The organism is Candidatus Bathyarchaeota archaeon (assembly GCA_026014585.1).
Classification (GTDB): Archaea; Thermoproteota; Bathyarchaeia; order Bathyarchaeales; family Bathycorpusculaceae; genus Bathycorpusculum.
The window spans coordinates 405088-421036 of the sequence record JAOZIA010000002.1; the positions used below are offsets into that span (position 1 = coordinate 405088).

The 15949-nt window shown below is 45.9% G+C and carries 15 protein-coding genes; 2 read left to right on the top strand and 13 right to left on the bottom strand.

Features of this window, described 5'->3' with window-relative positions:
* Window positions 1-19 precede the first annotated feature (19 nt).
* The 10 genes from NWF01_02345 to NWF01_02390 all read right to left on the bottom strand — a co-directional run bounded on the left by NWF01_02345 (window position 20) and on the right by NWF01_02390 (window position 13533).
* Window positions 20-1048, bottom strand: coding sequence for a homoserine dehydrogenase (locus NWF01_02345; GenBank protein MCW4023858.1), 1029 nt, complete (start codon window positions 1046-1048; stop codon window positions 20-22).
* 5 nt (window positions 1049-1053) lie between these two features.
* Complete coding sequence (gene thrC, locus NWF01_02350) at window positions 1054-2307, bottom strand: threonine synthase (protein ID MCW4023859.1); 1254 nt, start codon at window positions 2305-2307, stop codon at window positions 1054-1056.
* Between the two features lie 12 nt (window positions 2308-2319).
* The gene (locus tag NWF01_02355) at window positions 2320-3258 is read right to left on the bottom strand and encodes a homoserine kinase (protein MCW4023860.1); all 939 of its coding nucleotides are present in this window, start codon (window positions 3256-3258) and stop codon (window positions 2320-2322) included.
* A 187-nt stretch (window positions 3259-3445) separates the two neighbouring features.
* Entirely contained in the window at window positions 3446-7780 is a 4335-nt protein-coding gene (locus tag NWF01_02360) for an AAA domain-containing protein (GenBank protein ID MCW4023861.1), read from the bottom strand.
* Between the two features lie 88 nt (window positions 7781-7868).
* A complete protein-coding gene (locus tag NWF01_02365; protein ID MCW4023862.1) occupies window positions 7869-9002 on the bottom strand; it encodes a M20/M25/M40 family metallo-hydrolase in 1134 nt (377 codons plus the stop codon).
* Complete coding sequence (locus tag NWF01_02370) at window positions 8965-10182, bottom strand: aspartate aminotransferase family protein (protein MCW4023863.1); 1218 nt, start codon at window positions 10180-10182, stop codon at window positions 8965-8967. The genes NWF01_02365 and NWF01_02370 overlap by 38 nt, the downstream gene beginning before the upstream one ends.
* Window positions 10175-10981: a [LysW]-aminoadipate/[LysW]-glutamate kinase gene (locus NWF01_02375; protein MCW4023864.1), complete on the bottom strand. Its 807-nt coding sequence runs from the start codon at window positions 10979-10981 to the stop codon at window positions 10175-10177. Before NWF01_02375 ends, NWF01_02370 begins: the two co-directional genes overlap by 8 nt.
* A 12-nt stretch (window positions 10982-10993) precedes the next feature.
* Window positions 10994-12043 carry an N-acetyl-gamma-glutamyl-phosphate reductase gene (argC, locus tag NWF01_02380; GenBank protein MCW4023865.1) on the bottom strand — a complete coding sequence of 350 codons (1050 nt, stop codon included), beginning with the start codon at window positions 12041-12043 and terminating at the stop codon, window positions 10994-10996.
* A gap of 28 nt (window positions 12044-12071) precedes the next feature.
* On the bottom strand, window positions 12072-13250 hold the full coding sequence (locus NWF01_02385; protein ID MCW4023866.1) for a hypothetical protein: 1179 nt from the start codon (window positions 13248-13250) through the stop codon (window positions 12072-12074).
* A gap of 73 nt (window positions 13251-13323) precedes the next feature.
* Entirely contained in the window at window positions 13324-13533 is a 210-nt protein-coding gene (locus NWF01_02390; protein ID MCW4023867.1) for a lysine biosynthesis protein LysW, read from the bottom strand.
* Between the two features lie 221 nt (window positions 13534-13754).
* Between NWF01_02390 and NWF01_02395 the strand changes: the two genes are divergently transcribed.
* Complete coding sequence (locus tag NWF01_02395; GenBank protein MCW4023868.1) at window positions 13755-14165, top strand: Lrp/AsnC family transcriptional regulator; 411 nt, start codon at window positions 13755-13757, stop codon at window positions 14163-14165.
* A 118-nt stretch (window positions 14166-14283) separates the two neighbouring features.
* The gene (locus NWF01_02400) at window positions 14284-14529 is read left to right on the top strand and encodes a hypothetical protein (GenBank protein MCW4023869.1); all 246 of its coding nucleotides are present in this window, start codon (window positions 14284-14286) and stop codon (window positions 14527-14529) included.
* A 39-nt stretch (window positions 14530-14568) separates the two neighbouring features.
* Here NWF01_02400 and NWF01_02405 read toward each other — a convergent pair whose 3' ends face one another.
* The 3 genes from NWF01_02405 to NWF01_02415 form a co-directional block, all read right to left on the bottom strand.
* On the bottom strand, window positions 14569-14730 hold the full coding sequence (locus NWF01_02405; protein MCW4023870.1) for a 50S ribosomal protein L40e: 162 nt from the start codon (window positions 14728-14730) through the stop codon (window positions 14569-14571).
* A 100-nt stretch (window positions 14731-14830) separates the two neighbouring features.
* Entirely contained in the window at window positions 14831-15289 is a 459-nt protein-coding gene (locus tag NWF01_02410) for an Lrp/AsnC family transcriptional regulator (GenBank protein MCW4023871.1), read from the bottom strand.
* A gap of 111 nt (window positions 15290-15400) precedes the next feature.
* Complete coding sequence (locus NWF01_02415; protein ID MCW4023872.1) at window positions 15401-15856, bottom strand: hypothetical protein; 456 nt, start codon at window positions 15854-15856, stop codon at window positions 15401-15403.
* Window positions 15857-15949: the final 93 nt, after the last annotated feature.

The following is a 15949-nucleotide window of genomic DNA, read 5'->3' on the forward strand; positions in this document are numbered from 1 at the left end:
GCATTGTCCTCTAAATCGGTTAATTTAGCATTTTAGTTGCTAACTTATGTCTAATATCTAAAAGGTCTCTTAAAACTGCACTGGCAGTCTCAATACCACACGCACCCCTACCAATCAAGGTTTGGTCAGCCGCGTACTCAGTCTGGAAAGTTATCGCGTTCAAAACTCCGCTGACGCACAACGGGTTGGTTTTAGGAATCTCTGTGGGTTTAACAGAAACGCTGTCGCCTTCAATTGCGCCGATAAGCTTGAGCGTGTTACCTCGTTTAGAAGCATCCTCAAGCATGTCCAGCGTAACATCACGGATTCCTGTTCGGTCAACATCTTTAAGGGTAACTTTTTTGCCCATAATCCAGTTAGCCAAAATCACAACCTTACAAGCAGTATCAAACCCATCAATATCCATCGACGGTTCCCGCTCAGCATAACCAAGCTTCTGCGCAGAACTCAACGCATCCTGGAAGGTCACGTGGTTCTGCGCCATCTCGGTTAGGATGTAATTAGTGGTTCCATTAAGTATGCCGCGGATTCCAAGAATTCGGTCACCTGCTAAGCAACGCTTGGCGAACTCTAGCATCGGGGTTCCACCGCCCACTGTCCCACTGAAACGCAAAAACACGTTATTGTATTCTGCCAGTTCTGTAAGGGCAGGCATTGCTAATGCTAAGGGTCCCTTGTTGGTTGTGACCACGTGTTTGCCTGTTTTGAAGGCTTTGGTGATGTGGCTGAGGGCTGGTTCAGCAGTTTGAATGTTAACTGGAGTTACTTCCACGACAACTTCGGCTTCAACAGTTTCAATCACATCTAACGCGGAAAGTTCAGGATGACCAAACTCGGGGTCTGCGGAAATTGGGCGACCACGTTGTTTGATTTGTTCAAGTTTTTCAGCGCTTAACCCTCGGGAATTAATGACTGCACCGTCTATGTCGGCGATTGCAACAATCTTTGGGTTAAACCCATAATCGTTAGCTCTATCCATTGTTCTTTGCGCAAGAATCGTGGCGACACCTTTGCCCACGACACCATAGCCAACTAAGATTATCCTCATACTACTCACTGTCTAACAGTCATGGCATCCTGCACTTTTAAGCCTAATGCGCCCTCAATAGCAGAAATCTCCGCGTCAACCTCAACGGGCTTCTCACACTGACTAATCGCAGTATCAGGGTCCTTTAAGCCGTGTCCAGTTGTCACGCAGACAACCCGCTCATCCTTATCGATAACGCCGTTACGCACCAGTTTCATTAAACCAGCAATAGATGAAGCACTGGCAGGTTCAACAAAAATGCCCTCAACACGCGCCAAGAGCTTTTGCGCAACCAAAATCTCCTCATCAGTCACGGTTTCAGCTGTCCCGTTTGAGTCTCGGATTGCGTTAACTGCTTTTTTCCAGCTGACGGGTGCACCGATGCGGATTGCGGTTGCGATTGTTTCAGGTTTGGTTACTGGCGTGATTGTTTGGCTGTTGGATTTTATGGCTTGGGCAACTGGAGCGGAGCCTGAGGCTTGGATGCCCGTCATTTTAGGAAGCGAATCTATGAAGCCTAATTCGTGGAATTCTTTGATACCTTTCCAGATTGCGCTGATGTTTCCAGCGTTGCCTACGGGCACAATTATTCGGTCAGGGGCTTGATTTTGTAGTTGTTCGCAGATTTCAAAGCCTAAGCTTTTTTGTCCCTCAATACGAAACGGATTAATCGAGTTAAGCAGATAGATACTTTTGTGTTTCTCAGCCAACTTTAACACGAAATCTAAGGCTTGGTCAAAATTGCCTCTAACCTGCAACACTTTTGCACCGTGAATCATCGCCTGAGAAAGTTTGCCATAAGCGATTTTTCCTGAGGGGATAAGAACTGTACATTTTAGTCCTGCACGAGCAGCATAGGCGGCGAGACTTGCGGATGTGTTACCTGTGGATGCGCAGATGACGTGTTGTGCTCCAAGTTCGGCGGCTTTGGTTACGCCAACGGTCATACCTCGGTCTTTGAAACTGCCTGTTGGGTTTTCGCCTTCGTTTTTGATGTAGAGGTTGTTTAAGCCGATTTCTTTGCCTAAGCGTACGCTGTGGTGTAGACCTGTTCCGCCTTCGCTTAGGGTGACTAATCGTGTGGTTTCGTGGATGGGCAAGAAGTCGCGGTAGCGCCAAACTGACAGAGGAGTGTTTTGCCAGTTGCTGGTTTTGAGGTTTTCTTTTACTTGGTTTAGGTCAATTTTTATTTCTAAGATGTCGCCGCATTTGGGGCAGAAATAAACAATCTGGTCAATATCGTATTTTGTTCCACAGTTGATACATTGCTGAAAGCTCATCAAACATTCCTCTTAAACTACACATACTCCTTTTCCGGGCTTAGTTGCAAACGCCGTTGAATCACAACCTGCCGAACCAAAACCTTCCTTGAGGGCTTGAGCAACTTTTTGGGCATCCACTTTTTTACTGTTAACAATTGCCAGCATGGAAGGCCCAGCACCGCTGATGGCTACACCACACGCCCCTGCTGCCAGGGCGTTTTCCCTAATTTTTTGATAACCCGGAATTAGTGATGCCCGTGCAGGCTCAACAATGGCGTCATCCATTGATTGCCCAATCAAATCTACATCGCCCACTGCAAACCCAGCAGCGATGGAAGCTACTTTGCTGGTGTTATGAACCAGTTTCTTGAGAGGAACCATTTTTGGTATGACCATGCGGGCTTTTTTTGTTTTGCTGGCGGGTGTGGTGATGTAGGGGGTTGCAACGGCGAGGTGCAAATTTTCTGGCGCGGTTAGGTTGATGACTTTTATTGGGGTAAAGTTTTTGATGATGGTAAAGTTTCCGCATATTGCGGGGGAAACGTTGTCTGCATGTGCGCTGCCTGCAGATGCCACTTCACCCTTTGCCGCAAACGCGATTAACTCATCATTATCTAATCCTAATTTGTAGAGCTGGTTGAGTCCGTATGCGACGGCTGCTGCTGATGCAGCGCTGCTGCCTAATCCTTTACCGGGCATGATGCCCTTGTGGACTTTAATGTCTAAGCCATTCTCTATGTTATATTGGGTAAGTATAGCTTTAGCTACGATTCCCGCGGTGTTTTTTTCAGGCAACACCGAGATAGTGTTTGACAGGAGCCCTGTTACTGAAATCTTTATGGTTGATGCGGAGGTTGGCGTGAGCATTACAATATCGCATGGGGAATCTAGTGCTAACCCGAAAATGTCAAACCCGGGACCCAGATTCGCCGTGGTTGCAGGTGCCCTAACAGTTACTGGCTTAGGCAACATCAAACATCACATACTCTAAGTCACTGCTAAGTGAACCGTATCAATTTTAAGGTTGCTATACAAAAACCCGCCAATACGACGCCCCTTCTTAGGCGAAAGTAGACCCCTCTATCGTTTCTGCAATGATTAACTAATAGGCGCCTAATAGACTGCAAATATGAAGGCGTACAATATGGAAACGAAATTATTGCGCCTTAACGTAAACCTCTACCTTAGCATTACAAGCTACTTTACCAAGTAACTCGCTTAGAGCCCCCGTCCATTGAGGATTTTTGTCAGCAGTATAACCCACTGTTTGCGCGATACCCCGCCACAAAATCGCCTTATCATAATCTTTGGCTTCCTGAGGCATAAACTCAAAAATGCTACGGCTGGCAACCACGACGAGTTTTTGTTTCATGCGACTAATCGCCACGTTGATACGGTTAAGGTTTAGGAGGAAGTCGCTTTCGCTTCTGACATAGTCAGGGTCACTCACAGTTGAGCTGATAATTATGAAGTCGGCTTCTCCGCCTTGGTAACGTTCCACTGTATCCACCCTTGCTTTTACACCTGCATCTGCAAACATGTTTTTTAGCAAGCCTTTCTGTGCGTTATGTGGGGTAACTACGCCCACGGTGCCTTCGGGAACGCTGCGGACAAGGGCTTCAACGATTTGGGCTTCGACAAGGTTTGATTGGAAGCTTTCGGCTTCATCATGCACAATTAGGACAAACACGTTCTCAGGTGAGAGCGCTACGGTTAATCCTTCGGTTTTAGGCTCTTGAACCGTTAAGGTTTGGTGCTGGTCTGAATGGAAATTAATGCCGTCTTTCTCATACACCCATTCCCGCAAAAACTCAGAAACTATGCTGTGGCATCGATGACTCTCACATAGGCGCACGGCAGTGATGTCGGCGGGGTTTTGGCATTTGATGCGTTCCAAGCCAAGGTCCTCGTTTCGTAGTAAACGCAGGAAGTCCATGGCGGAGAGGAAGGAGGCGGTTTCTTCGAGTGTGCGGCGGTCTTCTTTTTCCCAGTTATGCGAAACAATTGGGGGGAGCTGGCGGTGGTCTCCTGCAACGAGAATTTGGCTGCCTTTGGTAAGGAAGGAACCCGAAAGGATGAGTTCGGGTAGTCGCATCATACTTGCTTCATCCACGACTAGCAAGTCAAAGAATGCTTCACCCCATGGTGGTTCCTGCTCCCCGATTTTCTTCATAAGACCATACAAACCCGGCGGCGTGAGACACAGTATCATTGGGTAAGCCTCGGCGGGACTAGCGTTAAGAGTGGATTGATTCATGAGACAATCCGTGAGTTCCTTGACGGCGTTTTTGTCCTCGTTATAGTTAACGTAAGTTACGCCTTCAAGAGGCTCCACCAAAGACGAGCTACTACTGAGCACACGGTAAATGTGGAGATCTTTGAGGTCCGCTCCGCCAGCATCACGATAATCTTTGAGGCATCGTGCCAGTTTAGCCACAAACTCTGCAATTGCCTTATGCGTAGGCGCAACCATCAACACCCTGCATCGTCCCCTTGCCTGATGTGCAGCCACATGCGAGAGCACCGCAAGTTGCAGTGTTTCGGTTTTGCCTGTGCCTGGGGGACCTTGAAGCATAACAACCTGTTCAGCTCCAAAAATGCGGTCTATGAATCGGGCTTGTTCGGGTTTGGGTTTTAAAAGGCGACTGTTTACCCATTTCAAGAAGGGTTCTGCACCTGCTCGGGGTAGGGCAATGTGGGCTGATGTTCCAGTTTTCCCGGCAAGATACTGAGATAGAAGCAAATAGAGAACGTTGTTAGCAGCATAGTCAAGACCTTTGGCGGCGCGGTCAGAAACGATGTCATCAGCTAAGGCATCCAAAATATAGTATCTGCCTGCTTCGAAGAGTTGCAGGTAACCTTTTTTGGCTTTCTCAGGGTCACTTGTGGGCAGGTTGTGCCAGGCACTGTATTTGCCGCCTCTACCGCTTGGCCAAGTAACCAAGTTAATCACGACTTCAAGGGTTTTAACGTCAACTTTTTGCACAATAGCCCGCGCAGACTTCTCAACTTCTGAGGGCCCACGCTTGGTAACTTCCTCAAACTGTCCCTGCCCATTAAGCTGCAACTCGGTAGCAACCATCCAGTCTCCACTGCTTGAACCCTCCGAACCCGTGATGCGACAAGCATTAGCAACACAATCCGCCTTAGGCAAACCCAAACCAGCATAAACCAGTTTACCGTAAACCTTGAACTCGCGGTCAGACTCAAACACGTCTGTGCACTCAAAAATTAGGGAACGACCCGACGCCACCCGCTGATAAGGCAGCAACGCGTAGTATTGGTACATTTCTTGACGCTTAGAGAAATATTCTAAATCTAAAAATTCTCGGCAACTACGCTCTAAAGTAGAGTCACCCAAAGTGAACTCGGAAATTTTTGGGATAGGAATTGGTTTTTTGCCCAGCCTTCGGTTACGGATGGTGAGCGAACGTTCGATGCATTCAAGTGCTAAACAGATTTTCTCCCCCATCAAACCGAGTTCTTCATCAGTTATGCGCCGAGTACGAATGGGATAATCACACCATTTGTGTTTTTCCAGCAAAACCTTATGCTCAATCTTGTCCTGGTACATGTCTAGGCGGTTTTTGGCACCCCAAATGTACTCGATAGGTAACTGGTCACCGAACATTGCACGGGCAGGGTAGAAGCCGTCTTTGTGCTCCAGTTTTTTGCCGGGAAAACTTAGGGCACCATTGGGTTTTCTTAGGAAAGGAAGCATATAGTTGAAAAATCCGTCATTAAAAATCTGGCGCAGATTCACCGTTGTGCCGTCTTGACGTTTAGCCATCCAGTTCTCATGCCCAAAATAGCAAGCTTGCTCAAGCACAGGCAGCAAACCGTAACTATGGAAGCGCAGAGCTTTGCGGTGCACGACTTCGTCTTGAAGTATGGAGAACATTGGTTGGTCAATGGCTTGCCGCAGACCCAGTAGGTCGCGCACGGCGGGTGCGCTCATGACAGATTGTTGGCGGCATACGGCCTTCATTAGTTGGTCGCGTTCTTGGCGGCTGAAAAAGTACAAGTGAATGGGGGCTTCGTCTGGGCTGCCAGTTTCAGCGGCAACCTTGTTTATTGAAGCGGTTAATTCGATAAAGAAGGTTTCAAGCAGTTTCTTTTCTTCATCGAGGCAGTCTTGATGTGATTCGGGCAGGCTGCTGATGACTTTGGAGATGCTTGGGGCTTCGCCTTTGAGTTTTGTGCAGTCTACGCGGGCGCTGATAAGAGAGATAACGTCAAGCATGTAATCCCATTCCACGAAAAGGTACACACGAATCATGCCATCTGGACTGGAGAGCAGATTGGTGTCTGAGCCGGGAATTGGGCTGTCCTCGGGGAGGCTGCCATAGCCTGTGCCTGTTAACCATGGCATGTAGCGGGTTTTGCTCGCGTTTGGGCTACCAGAACGGATTCCTCCAAGCATGAACTGGGCACGTTGGATTAGCCAGTCAAGTTTTGTGCCGACCACGGGGTCAGTTGAGAGTTCTTGCACTTTTTGTTTATCTTTTGCAGGGATAGCTTTGAACTCGTAGGGTCGCAGGTCGGTTTGTTGTAGCACAGGCTTGAGCTTGGCTAAATCTTCAAGGGCGGTGATGCTGTAGTGTTTTAGAGCGTTTTGTTCACCACGGCTCAGATTAAGTAGGGATATGCTTTCGCGTTCAACCGCGTCGATTATGCAGCATTCGTTGTAGCCGCAGTTGTCGCATCGCCAGCAAAGCTGATACTCAACCTCGTCTATGGAGGTTTTGTGGAGACGATTTAACTCGCCATTCTCAGATAGTAGTCGCTCAACATCTTGAACCAGAGGACCAAGCTTGAATTTGGGCAAATGCTCAGGCGTGAGGTTTTCTAAGTCGGTTTCTTTGTTGATAACGCCGCCTTCAAGCTCAACTTTTGAAATTAGGTCAGCTAACTGTTTTGAAAGAAGCAAGTAGTAAATTGCGACTTGGATGCGATGTGCAGTCTGCTCTTTCCAAGAAGACTTTAACTCAAAAATTCTAACCTTGACCTTACCGTCTTTAATGGGCCAAACTGCAATCAGGTCAGAGATGCCTTTAACCGTCCAAACACCAATCTGCCCCATCATAGGAACCTGATAGAGCAAAACGGGTTTGTCATCGGCGCCTTCACTAGCATAGACCTGCTGCTCAATAACATAACGCAGATTATCCATAGAATCCTGAGTTGTCCCCCACCCATGAAGGTGCGGGTCGTATTTGTTAAAATCAATATAATGGGCAGCTTTGGTTTGGATTTCAGCTACTTTTTTCTCTTCAAGGGCTTTTCCTGCAGTGAAAAGTAGGGGGTTGATGGGTTTGAACTGGTTTTTCCAGCGGTTGTTTTTGTCTTTGCTGTCAAGTTTTAGTTTGAAGAATCTGGGGCAACAGTTGAAGCGGATGTACTCGGCGATTCCTGAAGCTGGAAGAGTAGGCAACCCGTTTGGCTGCACATGTTCCTCAGAATCGCCCATGTCAAAGTAATCATCACTCAACCATAGCCACCCCTTCACGTTAGTTAAATAATTTTGAATACGAAAGTAACAGCTAAGCCTTAAAAGGCATTTCTAAAAAATTGGGAAATCATTTCTTACGCGCTTTTTTGCTGTTATGCAACTCTGAGAGACGTAGCAACATTTCTTTGTAGATTGCGATGGCATCTAGGTAGTCTTGGATTTTTATGTGCTCATCAGGTGTGTGGTCAAGATGCCCATCGCCTGGTCCGTAAGTTACGATTGGCAAGTTCATGGCTTTTCCAAGTAGGTTCATGTCACCGGTTCCTGTTTTGCGCAGAAGCGTAGCAGGTTTACATAGAACCTTGCGCACTGACGCAGACAACATGTGTACCAGCGGGGAGGCTTTGTTAGCTTCAAAGGGTTCTACTGTGTCTTGAACGCTGGGTTTTATGCTGACTGTGGGGTTTGCTGTTTGGTAGTTGGCGATGATTTTTATCATTTTATCGTAAACTTGCGTTGTCGTGAACTGTATAGGTACACGTACGTCAAGAATCATTTCTGCCTCAAAAGGAATCACCGAGTCACCCTGACCACCCTCCATTTTAACCAAACAAACGGTGATTGAGGTAAATGGTGTCTCCTGAGGGTCAATGGACGGGAAAGAGCAGGCAGATTTGATTTGACCCCATAATTCATAGGCTTTATCCAAAGCGTTATCAAAGAGCCACGGTGTTGAAGCATGTCCTGTTTCGGTTTTTACTATGATTTTGAGTTGGATTTGTCCTTTGTAGCCGATGGTGATGTTTTCTACGCCGCTGGGTTCACCGAAAATGGCGTAGTCAGCCTTGATGCCCTGTGTGATTAGGTGGCGAACACCTTTACTTGTTGCTTCCTCTTCCACGACGCTGGCGACCAGAATTTTGCCTTTGAAGCTGGGTTCTTTTGATGCCTCAATTGCACCCATAATCATGGCAGCCAATGGTCCTTTGGCATCGACTGCACCGCGTGCATAGAGTTTTCCTTCCTCGATGCGAAGGGGCATGTGTCCAGCAACCGTGTCCATATGACCACATAGCAGAATTACGGGTTCGCCGTCTCCGACGACACCGATAACGTTACCTATTGTGTCTAAGCCGACTTCAAAACCCAGACGCTTCATTCGATTAACTAGAAAGTTAGCTATATCTTGTTCTTTACCTGAAGGGCTATAGATACCCAGCAGGTTAGTTAGAAACCGTACGGCTACTGTTTGCTCGCTCATTTTCTTCTTCTCCAAGTACCTCATCTAAAACTGTTAATACACAATCAATCTGTTCTTTGGAAATAACCAGCGGCGGAAGCAGTCGAACAACAGTTCTGCCAGCATCCAACACCAACACACCCTTAGATAACGCCTTTAAGATAACGCCAAGCACGTCATAGCGCAGTTCCATGCCAAGCATCAAGCCTTTACCGCGGACTTCCTTGATTATTTTGTGTTTAGCCTGCAACTGTTCTAAGCCAGCCTTAAAGTAAGCGCCCAACTCTGCTGCGCGGTCAACCAATTTCTCCTGCACAAGAGCATCTATCGCGGCGCATCCTGCAGCGCAAACAAGTGGACTGCCACTGAAAGTGGTTGAATGTTCACCTATCCGCAGAGACGCCATTATTTCTTCTTTGGCTACGGTTATGCCGATGGGTAAGCCGCCAGCAAAAGGTTTTGCAAGGCACATAATGTCAGGTGTAACATTCCAGTTTTGGCAACCAAACAGTTTACCTGTGCGTCCAAAACTGGTTTGAACCTCATCAAAGATTAGTAAGACACCTTTTTGGTTGCAAAGTTCCCGCACTTCCTGCAGATACCCGTCAGAGGGAATACGAACTCCGCCTTCACCGCGGATGGGCTCCATGAGGACTGCTGCGGTTTTTTCGGTGATTGCTTCTCGGAGTTTGTCGATGTTGTCTGCTGGGACATGTTTCATGTCAGGAACAAGAGGCATGAAGGGTTCACGGTATTTCTTGTCCCAAGTTAAAGATACTGCACCCATTGTTTTGCCGTGAAATGCACCCATTAAGCCGATGAGTTCGGTTTTTCCTGTAAATTTACGTGCAACCTTTATAGCGCATTCAATAGATTCGGCACCGCTGTTTGACAAAAATGCCTTGTCTAAGCCGCTTGGGGTTATAGATATCAGTTTTTGAATGAATTCGGCGCGTTTGTCATTGTAGTAGCAGCTGTGACAGGTGATGAGTTGTTCAACCTGTGCCTTGACAGCTTCTACGACTTTTGGGTGACAATGACCCAGTAGCGCAACGCCGTAGCTGGTTCCACAATCAATGTATTGTCGCCCGTTAATATCCCACAGTAATGCACCTTTGCCTTTTGTGAATACCACTGGTTTTTTGCTAAACACGTTAGCTAAGTAACGAGTTTCAATATCCATTATTTCTTTGTCATTCACTGGTTATCACTGTACCAACTTGATGATTAAGAACCGAAGATATAGGAGCAGAAGCCGTGCCCGAAGTTACCAAAACCTCACCGACACCCTGATTAAGCGCTTCTAATCCCGCGTGAACCTTAGTGCTCATGCCGCCGCCGATTTTGGATAGAACTTCCTTGACTTCGGTTGCAGCAATTTTTGGTACACGCTCGCCTTTGAGGATTAAGCCTTCAACATCGGTTAGCAGAATGAGCTTGTCAGCCTTTAGGGCTCCTGCAACGATGGCTGCGGTTCGGTCGCCATCCACATTAAGTGACTCAAAATCCTGACTAAGCGCAATCGGTGTGACAATGGGCACGTAGCCTTTCTCCAAGAGCAACTTGAGCAGTTCCGTGTTAACTTGAGTAATTTTACCTGTGTAACCACCATCAATGACTTTTTTGCGTCCGCGTTCGTCAACGACGATGAGGCGGGTTTTGCGTTCAGCCTGCAAAATTGCTGCGTCAAGTCCGCTTAAACCAACCGCTGGTATGCCTTGGGCTTGCAGAGCAAGAACGATTTGTTTGTTCATTTTGCCCGCCATAACCATGGTGTAGATTCCGATGGTTTCTTTGTCAGTGTATCGGCTGCGGAATCCTTCGGGGCTCATGATGAATTTTTGTTCTTTACCCAGTTTGCTGGCGATTTCGGTGACCTCTGCGCCGCCGCCGTGGACTATAACGACGTGGTGGGTTTTGGCGATTTCTTTAAGGTCGGCTACGAGGTCGCTTGATGCGCCTTCTTTGAGGATGCTTCCGCCCATTTTGATAACAAGCAACATTTTGTTCACCTATATTGGGTGGAATCCTGTGCTTTTAAGGCCCGTGGTTTCATCAATTCCCATCATTAAGTTAAGACACTGTACGCCCTGCCCCGCTGCGCCTTTAACCATGTTGTCAACGGCTGAGAACATTATGAGACGATTAGCGTGCTCATCAATTTCAAAGCCGACATCGCAAAAGTTTGTGCCCGTAGTGATTTTAGGGTCAGGCAACTGGTATGGTCCTTTGATGTATTTGACTAAGCGTATGAAGGGTTCAGTGCCATACATGCCGCGTAGCGCTTTCCAAAGGTCTTTGCTTGCAATGGGCTGCGTTGGGAACGTGTGTATGGTTGCTAAAATGCCGCGGACCATGTTTACAGCGTGGGGTGTGAATGAGATTTTTACTGGTCCACCAAGAGGCGCAAGTTCTTGTTCGACCTCGGCGATGTGACGGTGCCCAACGACCTTGTATGGGCGTGCTCCGTTTTCACGTTCGGGGTGATGGCTGGCAACGTTGGGTTTGCTGCCTCCACCTGAGGAACCCACTTTGAGGTCAACCACAATTTTTTCTTTGTCAACTAATCCAGCTTTAATTATTGGGGCTAATCCCAAGATTGCAGCTGTTGCCTCGCAACCCGCACAGGCTACAAGGTTGGCTTTTTTGATTTCTTCCCGATGTAGCTCGGGTAAGCCGTAGGCGGCGTCTTTGAGCATTTCAGGGTGAGCATGTTTCCAGCCGTAGTAAGTTTCGTAGTCAACGGGGTTTTTGAGGCGGAAGTCGGCGCTCATGTCGATGACTTTTAGTCCTGCTTCTAAGAGTTTGGGGACGAGGTTTACTGAGCCGCCATGTGGGGTGGCTGTGAAGATTAAGTCGCAGTTTTTCTGCAACTCCGCCATGTCTTGAGGAACAAATTTGAGTTGTGTTAATCCGCGAAGGTTAGGGTGCATGTTGAAGATGAACTCGCCTGCGCTTTGACGTGAAGTCACCATAGTCACTTCTACTTGAGGGTGCATTAGCAATATGCGCAGCAGTTCACTGCCAACGTATCCTGAACCACCAATTATTCCAATTCTCACTGTTTTTTTCTCCTATGATTTGGTTATTTTAAGTTAAGCTTTGTGCGGCTTTCAGCAGAGGCTCAGCCACGTTTAGCCCTGTTGCCAACCGTGTGTTCTCCCAGAACTCGGGACATGAGTTGGATTCATGAAACACCAAGGCGCTCTTATTTTTTTCTATGCTGTTTTCAATCACTTTTGTGATTTTCTGGTAGCTTTCACTGCCCGAGTACGATTGGAAAGCAGTCTCTAAACGGGTATTCCATGCCTCAAAATCGGTTAAGCGCGTCTCATCCTGCTTAACTTTCTGGACAGGAACAAAAGCTTGCCCAGCCTTCTCTAACTCACCTTTAAGGCAAGCATCATCAACTTGCTTGTTTTCTTTCACGTTAACCATAGCGTCTAACGCAAAAATCCATGCCTCACTACTCACACCAAGAGTTTTTCCAGCTTTAACAGCTAAATCTTGAATGCCACTGGGTAGTTTAGCTCCAAAAACCAAATTGCCTAAGAAGGTATTTGTGCGAAAATCCTTAAAGCCCGCACGAGCCATCGCCAAAGGATAGCAAACAGGCTGCTTGCCTTTTTCTTGATAAACAATAATGCGTAGGTCGTAGAACCATTTCTGAATGACTTCCTGCGCAACAACTCCGAGTGGGTTTATGATTGTTGGTTTGGTTTCGCCAATGTTGGCGATTAGTTGCTCATTGGTTTGAGCAAGCGTTATCATTTTGCCGTGTGTTCCAGCGTCCGCTTTTAGCACGATGCCTTCGCTAAGGGGAATTTGCTGCTCAAAAAGCTCGGCTAGGTCTTTTTCGTTATGGATTTCTTTGCCGTTCTTTAAGGTGTCGTATGCGTCGCAGGGAACAAAAACGGTTTGGGGAATTGGGACACCTGCCTTCCAGAGGTTGAGCAGGGTGCGTAGTTTGCTGTAGCAGACAAATTCTGATTGGCTGGTGTTTAGGGTTTTTTTGCCCAGTTGCTCCATGAAGTAGCTGGCTTGTAAACGGCGGTTTTTGCTCTGCGCACGGTTTAGCACGACGGCGGGGTTGTTGATTGTTTCTGTGTAGTCTTTGCCTTTGGTTTTTGCACAAAATCCATCTTTTCCGATTGAGAGCGCGATTTTGCGGAAGGGCAGAAAAGTGAGGTCTATGCCCATTTGACGTGCAGTTTGTTTTATGCCGTTTTCGTCGTTTTCGGAGCGCTCGTAGAGTAAGGCAATGCTCATCGCTGCAGGCTCCTTGATTAAAAAATATTGTTTAAAAATTGAGAATTAACCATTTTAGGTGAATAGAATACTCTTATTCGCCCCAGTCTTCGCCTTCAATGGTTAGCTCTTGAAGGTCAACGCAGCCGCATTTTACCTGTTTGACTTCAAGTTCGAGTCCGCATCCGGGGCAACTTACGATTTCTCCTTTCTCAGTGTCGGCTGGCACGTCTAGGTCAGCGTCGCAGTCAGGACATTTTGCTTTGAGGCTTGTGTTTGCTTGTTTTATCATTTTATTCGCCACTTTTTTTGGAAATGACTTCTGTAATAAAGTTGGCTAACTTTTAAAGGTTGTGACTTATTTGTTACAGCTTGGTTTTAAAATGTTCTATTTAGGACAAGCCGCCAAGCCACCGAATCCATGTTCAAATAAGCAATTACAGAGCGGATTTCGAACCAACCATCCAAGGGCAAGAATAGAAATCGTTAAATTTTTTAAATATACAACAGTTAGTGGCGAACCTCATGGATGAAGTGGATAAAAAAATAATAAAAATCCTCAAAGACGATGGAAGAGCAGGGTTTGGAGAAATAGGCAGCAAAGTTGGCTTATCTGAAGGAGCCATCAGAAAAAGAATCAAAACCCTAAACGATGAAGGAATTATCCGAAAATTCACTGTGAAAATTGGAGTAACCGAAGGCGCAGAAGCCATAATCCTGCTTGCAACAAACCCAGTTTATCCAACTCATGAAGTTTCAAAGCTTATTCAAGCTGTTCCTAATGTAGAAACAATTTACGAGGTCACTGGAGAGTATGATATTGTAGCAGTAATTGGAGGCATGAACGTTGCAGAAGTTAATGAATGTATCGAGAGAATCCGTCGCGTGGAGGGAATCATGAAAACCAACACTATGATAATACTACGCAGTTGGTAGCTCCGTAAAAAATTAAATATTACAATCAATTTTAATTCAAAAAACATCACTTTTTTATCATTTTTGAGTCAGCATAAATTTAATTCTGAGAACAACTAACAAGTTAATGGTGAATTTTTTGAAAAGATCTGACGCTGTAACAATGCTCAGAGAACTTAATTCTGTTTGCAGGAGCCTAAATGAAGTCGCCATAACATTAATTGCAGACTCAGAAGACGAAACTTCAAGCTACCAGCTTCGGATAAAAGCAAACCTTGACACCTCAGACAAGCAAGTGCTGAAAGAAATTTTGCAAAAAAGCAATTTATCTTTTAAGGAAGAAGAAGGAACTCTGACTATTTATAAAGCAAAAAATTTGACTTAGATATTTTAAAGTAAGAGGAAAATAAAAGAAAACAGGGTTTTACTTTACTATCTCACGTTTCTTCCAACGGAGATTTTTGCCTTTACATTTTCGACATTTTAGAGCAGATGCCGCATTACGTGCACCGCAGTCTCTGCAGATTTTCATGTACAACCTGTGCTTTTGAGCTAACGTTTTCTTTATTGGGTCTAATATCGGCATTTTATACTGAACCTTCTATTTTAGCACAGTCTTTCATGGCTACGTGTCAAATATACCTTTTGCAAGATAAACAAAAAAGACAGTAAAAAACCTGTTTGGGCTATTTAATGACTTCAATTGTGACGTATGAGCGGGTGTCTTCAATGCCGTCTATTGCGTAGAGTTTTTTAAGGATTTCATCAAGATTCTCACGCTCAACCATAATCAATGCGTCAACTTCCCCAGCAACACGAAAAGCTCTAGAAACATTCAAGGCACGTATTTGCTCATAAACCTGTATGCGTTTTATTGGAGAAATCTTGAGGAAAATAAATGCAGGCGTAGTTGATATGCTCAGGGCAGCCAAGCCTTTGTCGGTTACATCAATGAATCCTCTGCCTGTTCGAATGTAGCCGCTGTTTTTGAGTTTGCGCAGGTGCACATTGAGGGCTTGACGGCTGACACCTAGCTGGTCGGAGAGTTCATCTTGTTTGACTTTAAGTGTGTAGGTGCTTGTGGATTTGCCTTTTTCGTAGAGGGTTTTTAAGAGTTGGATTGAACGTTTAGTTAATGGCTCCAAAGTGGTCACTGATTGATTAGTTTGTTAACTTTAAGGTTTACATAGTGCTATGTTACTTAAGAATCTGACTGCCAAGCAAGTAATCAATAAACTGTTCCTGAAGACAAAAAACTATTTTTTAAGTTCAGTTTCCATGAATTTTGCCAACAGCATCCAGGCAGCAGCATCAGCCTTACAAAGATTCTCAGCTACAAGTTTCGCATCAGCTTGCTCAGCACATTCTAGATAGTTAGCGTTAAAGGTCAGTGTTGAAGCGGTTTTTTCTTGTGGCGTAATCGTGTATAAGAATTGTGAGTGCCTGTTTGGTCCACTTAGGTGAGTACATGTCCAAGTTAAATCGTCAGGGTAGAGTTGCACGAGTTTTTGTTTTACAACAATGCCTTCGGGTGTTTGGAAAGTATCGGTTAAGATTACTGTGTTCTCGGTTATTTGCGTGATTTCCCGCGTGGCATTCTCTACGCCCATTAACCAGTGATCTTGTGGGCTAAAATCTGTACACCAATCAAAGGCTTCTTTAGCGCTTACAGTAAATCGTTGACTAAAATGATAGTTAACTAAGACAGGCATATTTGGGCACCAGCACGTTAAGATGAGAACAACAGAGTATTATATTTTTTCAGCAAGACTCAACAAAAGCAGCGTGCATATTTTCTTGCTAAC